The following is an 11,312-nucleotide window of genomic DNA, read 5'->3' on the forward strand; positions in this document are numbered from 1 at the left end:
ATCGGTCTCGCGGACTTCGAGGAGACGTCGGCTTGGCTGTTGGAGGTAGTCATGCACGACCTTGCCCAGCCCGAGCGTAAGGTCGGCCAGTATGTGAACCGCGGACACCACCTCGAGAACTGGCAGATCAGCTACGGGTGCCAACGCATGAGGCGTGAGATGGAGCGCCGCCGGCCCGGTCCACGCGCCCTTTATCGTGACATCCTCGAGATGATATTCGACCAGTTCACAGATCCGCGGACTGCCGTCGACGTGCGGAATGATCTTGAGAAGGAAGTTCGGCTCCTTGAGAGCGGCTTTGACTTGCATTAGGTCGGCCGCGCGGTGCTTGTATCCCGTCGTGCCGGTTGCTACCCGCAACGGACCGTAATCCAGAGTGCCGATGAGCGTATCGACTTCAGTCCGCAGCGTCGGCTGAGCCAGCTTTTTCGGAAAGCCCCAGAGCTCGCGGCCGCCGGCGATCGGCCCCTCATCGTTCAGGAACATGCAGTGGGTATAGCCGCCCCTGCGACCGCGGAACGACACCGGGATGACTTGGCCACTCTCGGTGTAGTCGCCAAAACCACTGGAATCCGGCATGCGGATGAATTCATATTTGACCAGCGCCTCGCCTTCGTCAAATTCGAGCGGAGCCGGAACAACCGATCGCAGCTTCGCCGGATCGGTGCGATAGGTGATGACAAGGTATTCGCGGTTGACGAAGCGGTACGGTCCCGGCGGATAGGCCGGATTGGTGAGCGGCATCGCAAATGCTCGCTTCAGAACTTCATTTTCGCGCACTTCAATTCTCCTGTGACTGACCGGCTTGGCCTACTCGCGACCATCCTGCTCAAGATCGAACGAGGAGACGCCGTCCGCACTGGTCGGGCGGGCCAGCACCTCGGGATGACGAAGGGTGCGTAATGCGTCGTGATAGCCGGCGCGCCAATGATCCTGCATCGAGAGGCGGGAAAACTCGTAGTCCTTGGAGTGGCCTTCGTAGTCCCGCGCGCGATAGATCAGATGGACGAGGCTGTGCACGTTGTGAGAGGCAGCCGTCCTGAGCAGCCTGACGTCCTCATGTTCGCGCAGATCTTCAGGCAGCCTGTTCAAGAGAGCCGCCAAGTCTCGCTGCAGTCGGTGCAGGCTTTTGAACTGGTCCGTGCTTGCTCGCGTGCGGCTCGAGTATTGAATCTCCTTTTGGCGCGTAATGACGTCGGCCATATTGCGCGGAATCTGGCCGCGCGCGCTCCAGAGATCGACCTGAAACACAAGCGTGTCCTGACGGGCGCCACGCTCAATCACCCATTGCAATGGTGTGTTGGATACGAGGCCGCCATCCCAATAATGTTCGCCATCGATTTCGACCGCCGGAAATCCCGGCGGTAGCGCCCCGCTCGCCAGAACGTGCTCCGGCCGGATCGTATGCGTGACAGTGTCGAAATAGACCAGATTGCCGGTCCTCACATTGACGGCACCTGCGCTGAACCGCATCATACCGGCGTTGATACGATCGAAATCGACGAGCCGCTCCAGTGTCGTCTTCAACGCGCTGGTGTCGTAGATGCTCGTGGCGGCAAGCGTTCCACCCGCTTGTAGCCACGGCGCCAGTGGCCGCGCGGAAAAGAATCCGTTCGCGCCAAACACGGCCGCAAAGCTCGCATTTACCTGATTGAGAAAATTGCGGGTGTGATCGCTGTTCATCAAATCGGTGAACGGTGCGTCCAACGTCACCTGCGTCCAAAACTCGCGAAGCCGGTCAACTCGGGAATTGGGCGGATTGCCCGCGATAATTGCAGCGTTGATCGCTCCAATCGAGATGCCGGCAATCCAATCGGGATGGATGTTGGCTTCAGCCAAGGCCTCGTAGACGCCTCCCTGATAAGCCCCCAGAGCGCCGCCGCCCTGTAAGAGCAACGCTATGCAATCGAACGGCAGACGCCGGTCGGCGGTCGTGAGGTGTGGCCGGGGCTGAAAGTTCATGGTTCTGTGCTCTTGGTTTGCGATTGCTCAGGCCTGAGTTCTGTCCGGGACAGGTCACCGCGGCTTCACGATCCAAAACTTAATATACTATACCGTATAGTTTATTATTTGCCCTGTCAAGCGAGCCCATTCACAAACTCGTGCTGCAACCGATTGAGGGCCCACCCTCGTCGTTGGATTTTGGCCGGCCTCGCACTCGGAATTGAATGCGAAGGCTCAAAGCTGTTGCGTGTTGTTCCCAACCGGCACGCTGACGCAGCGCCAAAGTGTGCCGACGTTACCAACCGCGGTGAACAAACCGGTCTCAGTCAGCAGCACCAGCGAAGCCAACGCACTTACAATGTTCACCGCAGAGTTCGTAGGGTGAGATACTTCCCGCCCGCTAGTTGCATACCCGAACGCGTCTGTGGCTCCTGTAGGCGTAGTAGCAGTCGCTATCGGAATAGTTGCCATCGTTCGAGCTGCCATAAGCATAGCCGGCATAGGCTCCAGCGGCGTAAGCTGCACCATAACCGTATCGTCGCCCGCCGTAGCTATGGCTGAAGCTTCCGGAGCGGCCGTAGCTGACTGATGCAGAGCGAGCTTGGACCGCGCGTGCAACCGCGGGTCCGTCACGACCGCCGGCGCGAACGCCGCCAGGCGCTCTTAGATCGCCGCCAGGACCAGCGCCGGCGCCAAGGCGAGGAGCCGGACCGCCGAGGCCGGCACGGGGCACACCGCCAGGCCCCATCGGAGGATGGCCTCCGAACGCCGGAGGACCGCCGGCCGCGATCGGAGGAGGACCGCCCGGCCCCATGGGAGGAGGACCGGGGAATTGCGCAAACACCGCAGTCGGTGCCAACGAAATCGTTGCGAGCGTTACGCTGACGGACAGCGTCAAGAGTGTCTTCCTGGACATTGTAGTCTCCGTTTTAGATTTGCGTTTCAAGGACCGGCACCGGCGCGGCCGGCGCAAGAGTCGAGTTCGACGAGTGGCTGTCGTGTGCCGGGTCAACGGTCTCACGCACTGGCCCGCCGTCGTCGTGAACAGGGTGGATCCGGAACCACGCCACATAAAGCGCGGGCAGGAACAACAGCGTCAGCAGCGTGCCGACGATGATGCCGCCCATCATCGCGTAGGCCATCGGCCCCCAGAAAATCTCGCGCGCGATTGGAATCAGCGCGAGACTCGCGGCGGCCGCGGTCAGCAAGATCGGGCGCATGCGATGCTCGGTCGCTTCGACAACGGCATCCCAGGCCGGACGCCCCTCCTTCCTTAGATCCTCAATCTGCACGATCAGGATCACCGAGTTTCGGACCAGAATGCCGATCAGTGCCAAGACGCCGAGGATGGCAACGAACCCGAGCGGAGAGCCGCTCGGCAGCATGGCCATGACGACGCCGATCACGGCAAGCGGCGCGACCGCAAACACCAGGAACAGGCGGTGGAAGCTCTGCAACTGAATCATCAGGACGGTAGCCATGACGAACAGCATGAGCGGAACGACGGCCACGATCGGCGACTGGCTCTTGGCGCTTTCCTCGACGGAGCCGCCGATCGCCACCGAATAACCTGCCGGCAGTGCTTTGCTGAAATCCGCCACCCTCGGTGCCAACTGATCCATGATTGTCTTCGGCTGGACGTTGGTGACGATGCCGGCCTTCAGGGTGACCGTGGGAACGCGCGCGCGGCGCCAGATCGTCGGCTGCTCGATTTCATAGCGGAGATTGGCCACGGCCCCGAGCGGCACCGACTGCCCGCCCTGCCCGGTTAACTGCAGATCTCGGAGAGTATCGATCGAGCCGCGCTCGACCGCGGTCGCCCGTCCAGTGACATTGACGAGATAGATACTGTCGCGAACCTGGGTGATCGGGGTGCCCTCGAGCACTGAATTCACGGCCGTGGCGATGTCTTCCGACGTCACGCCGAGCTGGCGCGCCTTGTCCTGGAGAACGTCGACCTTGACGACGCGCGCTGGCTCCATCCAGTCGAACACGACGTTGCCGAGGTCGGGGTTGCTCCGGACGATGCCGGCGAGTTCCTGCGAGAAATCCCTGACCTTCGCGATGTTGGGCCCGCTCAGGCGGTATTGCACGGGACGTCCCACCGGCGGACCGACCTCGAGCAACTTGACGTAGGTGTCGGTGCCTGGAAACGTCTTCCTCAGATATTCCTCAAACTGCGCCTTGACGAGGTCGCGCGCCTTTATGCCGCCCTTGGTCACAACGACTTGCTGGCCGAACCATGTATTGGCCGTCTGCACGTCGAACGACAGCACGAACCGCGGCGCGCCCGTCCCGACATAAGTCGACCAATGATCCACGGCGCCATTGCCCTGCAGCTGTTCGCGCTCGAAGCGCGCCATCTGCGCATTGGTGTCTGCAATGGAGGCATTTTGCGGCAAATTCCAGTCGATCACCAGCTCGTCACGGTCCGATGAGGGAAAGAACTGCTGCTGCACGAACGTCATGCCGAACAACGCGACGAAGAAGGCGGCAACCGTCACGCCGACGGTGATCCAACGGCGATGCATGCAGATGAGCAGCAGGCGGGCGAACATCTGCGCCAGCCGGCCCTTCTCCTCATGGTGGCCCTTCATCTTTGCGGGCAAAATGGTGACGCCGAGCAGTGGGGTGAACACTACCGCGACGATCCACGACACGATCAGGGAGACCGCAATCACCACGAACAGCGTGAAGGTAAATTCGCCGGCATTGCTGCTGTTCAGCCCAATCGGGATGAAGCCCGCGACAGTGACCAGCGTGCCGGTCAGCATGGGAAAAGCGGTCGACGTATAGACGTGGGTCGCCGCCTTTTCCAGGGGATCGCCGACTTCCAGTCGAGCCACCATCATCTCGACGGCAATCATGGCGTCATCGACCAGAAGGCCGAGCGCGATGATCAATGCACCAAGCGAAATTCTCTGCAATGAAATGCCGGCATAAGCCATCACCACGAAGGTAATGGCGAGAACCAGCGGGATTGCGATTGCGACGACAAGCCCGGCGCGCATGCCTAAGCTGAGAAAGCTGATGGCGAGAACAATGGCCACCGCCTCAAACAGCGCTTCGGTGAAGCCCGACACGGCATGCTCGACGACGACGGGCTGATCCGCGACCAGGTAAACGCCGACGCCGATCGGCAGGTCGGCAATGACCTTTGACATTTCCTCCTTCAGCGCCTCGCCGAAGTGAAGCAGGTTTGCGCCGGTCTTCATGCCGATGGCAAGCCCGATTGCAGGCTGGCCGTTGTACCGGAACAAGCTCTTGGCCGGATCGGCATAACCGCGCGTGACGGTCGCGACGTCAGTCAGCGGAAAGAAGCGGTCGTTGATCCGGAGATTGATCGCGTTCAGGCTTGCCTCCGACGTGAACCGGCCGTTCACGCGCACGCTGATCCGCTCGGCCCCCTCCTGGAACACCCCAGACGGCGCGACCGCGTTTTGTCCCTGGAGGGAGGCCATGATCGAGTGGACGTCGAGGCCAAGGGCCGCGATCTTCCGGGTGGAGAATTCCAGATAGATCACTTCGTCCTGCGCGCCGAGAATGTCGACCTTACCCACATCAGGCACGGTCAAGACCTTGGCGCGGATACCTTCGACCTCGTCGCGCAGCTGACGCTGAGTCAAGCCGTCGCTGGTGAAGGCATAGATGTTACCGAACACGTCGCCGAAGCGATCGTTGAAGCCGGGCCCGACCACCCCTTGCGGGAATTCGCCCTTGATATCCGCGATCATATTGCGGACGCGGACCCAGGTCGGCTTCACGTCGGCCGCCTTTGTCGTGTCTCGCAGATAAACGAATACGGTGGTCTGGCCCGCGACCGTCACGCTCTTGGTGTAGTCAAGCGATTCCAGCTCCTCGAGCTTCTTTTCGATCCTGTCGGTGACCTGGCGCGTCATCTCTTCGGGCGATGCGCCCGGCCACTGCGCCTGGATCACCATGGTCTTGATGGTGAAGTCGGGATCTTCCTGACGGCCAAGCTGAAGGTAGGCGAAGAGGCCCGCCGCCATGAAGGCGAACATGAAGTACCAGACGAGCGAACGATGGCGGAGCGCCCAGTCGGAAAGGTTGAACGACTTCATGGCTTCTGATCCTGTTCGATACGGACTTGTTGTCCTTGCTTGAGGCTGTGGATTCCAGCGATCACGATCCGCGCACCGGGGGCAACACCCCCTGCGACGCGTGCACCTGCGGGGTCCCCGGCGAGATCGACCTTGTGCAGCGACACGGTGCTCGCAGGCTGATCGATGACCCAGACGAAATTCGCGCCATCCTTGGCGACCACCGCAGAGGCGGGAATGCGCAATGTCGGACTTTGTGCTTCGCCGAGCGTGGCCGTAATGGTCGTGCCCAAGCGAAAGCTTTCAGGGGGATTGTCCAGGGTGATGCGGACTCGCCGTAGGCGCGTCACGGGGTCCGCCTGCGGGGCGATCTCGCGAACCTTGCCTTGGACCTGAACGGCGGGGAGCAGCTGTAAGCCGACTGTGAATGGCAAGTCGATTTCAAGCGGCGCCGGAAAATCCTCCCCGATATCGACCACCGCCTCCCTGATGTCGGGCCTCGCAACTGTCACGACATTCTGGCCTGGAGAGACCACCTGCCCGACTTCTGCGCCCACCGCAGTGACGACGCCGGCGAAATCGGTCTTGAGCTGCGCATAGCCCCGTTGCTCGACGGCCTTGATCAAGCTCGCCTGTGCGTGTGCAACCGACGCTGCGGCGCCGGCCCTCACCTGCTCGGCATTGTCCAGTGTTTGCTTTGTGGTTGCGTCAGTTGTGATGAGGGTTCGCTGCCGCTCCTCCGTCGCCGTTGCAGTTGCCAGCTGCGCCTCGGCCTTCGTAAGCTCAGCCCTGGCCGAACGTACCGCAAGCTCCAGAGCGGTGGAATCGATGACCCCGACAGTTTGTCCTTCGCTGACGCGATCACCAACGTAGACGGGACGCCCGGTCAGACGTCCCAAGACGCGGAACGCGAGATTCGTCTTGTACCGCGGCTCAACAATGCCTACGGCGACGATGCCGTCCGTGCGGCTCGGCTCAAGGACCATCGAAAGCACGGGTCGTACAGGCTCGGGCGCTTTCGCCTCCTGCTGGCATCCAGCGAGCAGCAGCGCCGACACAAACGTGCCGGCGGCAATCGTGGCGCACCTCTTCATGATCGGTCTCCCTCGTACTTCACGGCCTGGCCAACGCTCAGCAGCTTTCCGCCATCGATCACGACGCGGTCGCCCGGCTTGAGGCCCGCCTTGATCAGCACTTCACGGGCTTCATAACCGCCGATCGTCACCGGCTTGAGCGCAGCCATTTTGGTCGCGGGATCGACGGTCCAGACGGCGGGCTTCGATCCCATCGCCGCCAATGCACTCCAGGGCAATGCGATCTGCTGCTGGGACTTCGTTTTGACGGTTCCCGCAACTGCGCTACCAAGTGTCATCGCTGCCGGCGGATTCTGGATGGCAACCTTGACGCGGATGGTCGCGCTCTTCGCATCAATCGCGGGCGAGACTTCCCTGACATGCCCGTTCGCCGTCACCCCTGCGTCGGAGACAAGCGCCAACGATACACGGCTGTCGTCCAGATCGCCAAAGAAGAGGGATTCGTAGACGTCGAAGACGGCATCACGTTCACCATCCTGCGCCAGCGAGAAAACGGGCTGCGCGGCCTGTACGACCTGGCCGACTTCCAAATTGCGCGCGGTGACCACGCCTGCCGCGTCGGCGCGCAGGGCGGTATAGCCAAGGGCGTCTTTCGACGTTCCGAGCTCCGCTTTTGCTGCTTCAAGCGCACCTTCTGCGGTTCGCAATCCTTCCTGCGCCTGATCGTAGACCGTCCGCGTGGTGAAACCGCTTGCGATCAGTGCTTTTTGCCGTTCAAAGGTCGCGCTGGCCACGCGCAACTGAGATTGCGCGGCTGCAACCGCCGCGGTTGCGGCATCGACATCGGCCTGCTGCTCGGCCGGATCGAGCAGAGCCAGGATCTCACCAGCCTCGACGTGAGCACCGACATCGACATGGCGCGCGAGCACGCGTCCGCTGACGCGGAACGACAGATCCGTGCGAAACCGGGCCTGGATTTCGCCGGTCAGGGTGACGGAGGCTTGTCGGTCGCGCGGCTGCACGATCTCCGTGCGCACGATCGCAGCGCGCGTGATGGGAGCAGCGGCATGATCATTGCAGCCACTCAGCGCGATTGCGATAAGCGCAGCCGCCAGGCCACCGAGACTCCTCAGCTTGCGTTTGCGGGCGGCTTGATCGATTTCGGTGCGGTTCGCAGCATAACGGGTCATAGCAGGTCCATGCGCTGGCGGGATGACAACAACGCGCCCAGCACATCCGCCGCTGGACGGGTAGAAACGAGTTGGGCTCCGTGAGCCGGATTCGGATCCGGTCGAGTTGCAACGGGGCGGCTGTCCCGGTCGGGGGAGCTTGCTGCTGTGCAAAACGCCAACGCGCCGGATTGACTGACTCTTGGCCGGCGAGGCGATCGTATGATGCGACGCTTCACGATCGCCCGGTTCGCCTGCCGCTCACGCTCTGCCAGCGGAAACGACAGAACGATGGACGTGAATTTGTCGCCGAAGCCGTGCTCGACCCGGCCGCTGAGACCCTTGGCAAGATCATTACTGATCCGCAGTCCGCGCCCCGCAGCGCCCCGGGCCGGCCGCGAACCATTGTCCAGGACGACGCAATTCACCACCGCGCCGATTCGTGTCAGTTTGATCCTGATTTCTCCGGTCCGCGCCTCAAAACACGCATGCTTCGCGGCGTCGGTTACAAGCCCGTGGACGATCAGTCCGAGCCGCCGGCATCGCTCTGGTTGGAGCGGAAGAGATTCGGTGGCGAGTGCCAACCGGATATTCATTCGGTCCAGCAACGAACGGCGCATAGCGCAGCCCATCATGCGGATGTATGTCGCGGCGTCGATCAGCGCCTTGCCCCTCGGCATTGCGAGCGCCTTCTGCACATCGGCATAACCGTGCAACAGTTCGACTATGTCGCTTAAGGCGCGCTTGGCCTCAGGCCCCTCAGCTCGAACGGCCGCGACCGAGACCAGGTTGATCGCCGAAGCGAGCCCACTATTGATCCGGTGATTCAATTCGCGCAGCAGAATGCCCTGCTCCACAATTGGCGAGTCCGGGCTGCACACAGTCACGGCGATCTCCTTAGGTTGCGCCGGATGAGCGGGGCCAAACGCGCATGTGGCGGCCGGCCGGTCATCCGGATGAGCTGTCGCAGGCCTGGCAATCAAAGCCAGCCATCGACAGCGTAAATAAACTATACCGTATATTTTCTTTTTGTTGCATTTCCTTCCCGGGCATGTCAAGTGGGATCTAGACGTGCACAAACTCGTGATTAGGAAACAGTGATGGCGAAGAACAAAAGCCCGAAACGCGGCAGACCGCCCAAGGACCTTGCCGGCGGCGTCCAGGCGCGGATTCTCGATGCAGCCCAGCAGCTCTTTCTCGAGAAGGGGTTTCGGAGTGCCAGCATCGACGATATTTCCGAGTTGGCCCCTGCGAGCAAACCGACCATCTATGCCCATTTCCCCGGCAAGGAGGCGCTGTTCGAGGCTGTGGTGGCCCGGACCATCAACGGATTGACAGCTTTCGAGGGGTTCACCCCGGCGGGCCGCACCATCCAGGAAAAGCTCGCCAATCTCGGCATCGAGATCGTGGAGAGATTCGTCGAGGACACGTTGGACCTCACGCGCGCGACGATCGCCGAGGCGCGGCGATTTCCCGAGTTGAGCCGAAATGTTCACGACGCGGCGCGCGACCGCGCGGCTGGGGCAGTTTCGCAGCTCTTGAACGAGGCAACGCAGAGGATCGCGCGCTCATCAAAAGGACCTTTCAGCGCAAAGCGGAGCGTTGCGACCGCGCAGATGTTCATGGATCTCATTTTGCTTCCGATGCTTATGAGATCGCTGATGGGTGAGGAACTAAAGGATCTCAGAAAAGAGCTGCCAACGTTCTTGCACGAACGGGTCAATTTCTTTCTCGCGGCTTGCGAGGCGGACTGGAGGCCGTGAATCAGCCATAGACCCCGCTCGCTATCGTTGCGTCACGGCTTTCGGACGCAGGTCGGCGGCCAGGTCGATCGACTGACCCCACGGCACATCCCGCAGCGCGCCTGCGCAGAAATCCATCATCTCGTCAAAAGCGGGCCGAACGGTAGCTGGGGTGATCCGCGACGGACTGAGATATCCGTCCCTTGCTTCGAGCAGGCAACAGGCCATCGCCGTCGGACTTCCCTGTCGTAGCTCGCCGCTCGTCTGTCCGGCAGCAATGATCGCGCGCACAAGTCTCCGGATCCGGGCTGCGTAAGACAAAGCGACCGCCCAGTTCTCGCGTACCGCCGCAGCGACCAATTCGTGTTGCTTGCTGTCGTTCTCCAGCCGATGGTCGTGCAGCTGTGAGATCGCCCTCAACGCTGCCGTTAGACGCTCCAGGGCGGAGCCGCCGCGAACCGCAAGCGTTGCAGCCGCAGAGGCTTGTTCGAACAGGCCCGCCACGGCTGCCTCCTCGATTGCCTGCTTTGAAGGGAAGAAGCGGTAGACGTTAGCGGGCGACATCGACGCTCCGCGAGCGATATCGGCGACGGTGGTCTTCTTGAAACCGATCTCGCGGTGCAATCGGATCGCTGCTTGTACGATCCGCCGACGAATGCACGGCGATCCGGCTTGGCCTATCCGCTGCTGCATCGCGTGGGACCTCAGCGAGATGGGATCGAATGCAATTCGCACCGGCAGGCTTCCCCGAAAGCACGCAGGGGATCCATTTCCTCCATGAATTCCGGCAGATCGACAAATTCGCGGTTTGGCGACAGGTAGGTTTCGATGATCAGGCGACCTGCCCGCTCCGCGGCTTGAACCACTTGACCACCGGATAGAATCCTCATCCGCCCTATGAGCGCATACAGATTGACCAGTTGCGGAATCTCGGATTTGTCGCTGACAAGCGCGTCGGCGTAAAGTCGGGAGGCTTCTTCGATGAAGCTTCGATAGAGCCGCTCGCGCTTGGAAATCGACCGGGCATAGTGACGCTCGCGAAGCCTGCGGCGCCGAGTCATCCATCCAGTTACGATCGTAGAGATCGCTCCGAAGGCCGAGCCCCCGAACGCGGCGAACGCGGGAGCATACATCGTGTTCATGCGATCATTCCTCATCTTTTGCGTCCCGGCCGGCCCGGGGCGATCCTATGGTCCTGACCGAAGCAGTTCCCGCAGCGTGCTCGAAGACGACTCTGCAGGCATCGCTCAGGTCTGACATTCTTTGCCTGAGACAGGCCTCCACATTCCTGGCGTCAGGGATGTAGCTCGCGCACAGCCGGAAGGCGTCAGGCGCGCATGCGGCCCTCTGCTCGGGAGTGCC

9 protein-coding genes are annotated in these 11,312 nt (G+C 61.7%); 1 reads left to right on the forward strand and 8 read right to left on the reverse strand.

The genetic code is table 11. The features are described from left to right. The 6 genes from OZ411_RS41810 to OZ411_RS41835 form a co-directional block, all read right to left on the reverse strand. Positions 1–780: acetoacetate decarboxylase (locus OZ411_RS41810; RefSeq protein WP_282532629.1), on the reverse strand; the 780-nt coding region annotated here is incomplete at its 3' end. Positions 781–810: 30 nt separating this feature from the next. Beyond that, positions 811–1,962, reverse strand: a complete 1,152-nt coding sequence (locus OZ411_RS41815) for a DUF3734 domain-containing protein (RefSeq protein WP_282532630.1) — start codon at positions 1,960–1,962, stop codon at positions 811–813. Positions 1,963–2,873: 911 nt separating this feature from the next. Beyond that, positions 2,874–6,026 carry an efflux RND transporter permease subunit gene (locus OZ411_RS41820; protein WP_282532631.1) on the reverse strand — a complete coding sequence of 1,051 codons (3,153 nt, stop codon included), beginning with the start codon at positions 6,024–6,026 and terminating at the stop codon, positions 2,874–2,876. Further along, positions 6,023–7,099 (reverse strand): efflux RND transporter periplasmic adaptor subunit, encoded by a 1,077-nt coding sequence (locus tag OZ411_RS41825; RefSeq protein ID WP_282532632.1) that lies wholly within the window; start codon positions 7,097–7,099, stop codon positions 6,023–6,025. Before OZ411_RS41825 ends, OZ411_RS41820 begins: the two co-directional genes overlap by 4 nt. Further along, positions 7,096–8,229 (reverse strand): efflux RND transporter periplasmic adaptor subunit, encoded by a 1,134-nt coding sequence (locus OZ411_RS41830; protein WP_282532633.1) that lies wholly within the window; start codon positions 8,227–8,229, stop codon positions 7,096–7,098. The genes OZ411_RS41825 and OZ411_RS41830 overlap by 4 nt, the downstream gene beginning before the upstream one ends. Further along, positions 8,226–9,095: a sensor histidine kinase gene (locus OZ411_RS41835; RefSeq protein WP_282532634.1), complete on the reverse strand. Its 870-nt coding sequence runs from the start codon at positions 9,093–9,095 to the stop codon at positions 8,226–8,228. Before OZ411_RS41835 ends, OZ411_RS41830 begins: the two co-directional genes overlap by 4 nt. A gap of 213 nt (positions 9,096–9,308) precedes the next feature. On the opposite strand from OZ411_RS41835, the gene OZ411_RS41840 reads away from it, so the two are divergent. Beyond that, on the forward strand, positions 9,309–9,971 hold the full coding sequence (locus OZ411_RS41840) for a TetR/AcrR family transcriptional regulator (RefSeq protein WP_130578863.1): 663 nt from the start codon (positions 9,309–9,311) through the stop codon (positions 9,969–9,971). 21 nt (positions 9,972–9,992) lie between these two features. Here OZ411_RS41840 and OZ411_RS41845 read toward each other — a convergent pair whose 3' ends face one another. Both OZ411_RS41845 and OZ411_RS41850 read right to left on the reverse strand, forming a co-directional pair. Next, positions 9,993–10,643 carry a TetR/AcrR family transcriptional regulator gene (locus OZ411_RS41845; protein WP_130578864.1) on the reverse strand — a complete coding sequence of 217 codons (651 nt, stop codon included), beginning with the start codon at positions 10,641–10,643 and terminating at the stop codon, positions 9,993–9,995. Between the two features lie 11 nt (positions 10,644–10,654). Then, entirely contained in the window at positions 10,655–11,092 is a 438-nt protein-coding gene (locus tag OZ411_RS41850) for a hypothetical protein (protein WP_282532635.1), read from the reverse strand. Positions 11,093–11,312: the final 220 nt, after the last annotated feature.

Source organism: Bradyrhizobium sp. Arg237L, assembly GCF_029990105.1.
Classification (GTDB): Bacteria; Pseudomonadota; Alphaproteobacteria; order Rhizobiales; family Xanthobacteraceae; genus Bradyrhizobium.

Coding starts and splice junctions, on each gene's coding strand:
- OZ411_RS41830 (WP_282532633.1), bottom strand. CDS start 8,229: ATGACCCGTTATGCTGCGAACCGCACCGAAATCGATCAAGCCGCCCGC.
- OZ411_RS41825 (WP_282532632.1), bottom strand. CDS start 7,099: ATGAAGAGGTGCGCCACGATTGCCGCCGGCACGTTTGTGTCGGCGCTG.
- OZ411_RS41840 (WP_130578863.1), top strand. CDS start 9,309: ATGGCGAAGAACAAAAGCCCGAAACGCGGCAGACCGCCCAAGGACCTT.
- OZ411_RS41850 (WP_282532635.1), bottom strand. CDS start 11,092: ATGAACACGATGTATGCTCCCGCGTTCGCCGCGTTCGGGGGCTCGGCC.
- OZ411_RS41845 (WP_130578864.1), bottom strand. CDS start 10,643: ATGCAGCAGCGGATAGGCCAAGCCGGATCGCCGTGCATTCGTCGGCGG.
- OZ411_RS41815 (WP_282532630.1), bottom strand. CDS start 1,962: ATGAACTTTCAGCCCCGGCCACACCTCACGACCGCCGACCGGCGTCTG.
- OZ411_RS41820 (WP_282532631.1), bottom strand. CDS start 6,026: ATGAAGTCGTTCAACCTTTCCGACTGGGCGCTCCGCCATCGTTCGCTC.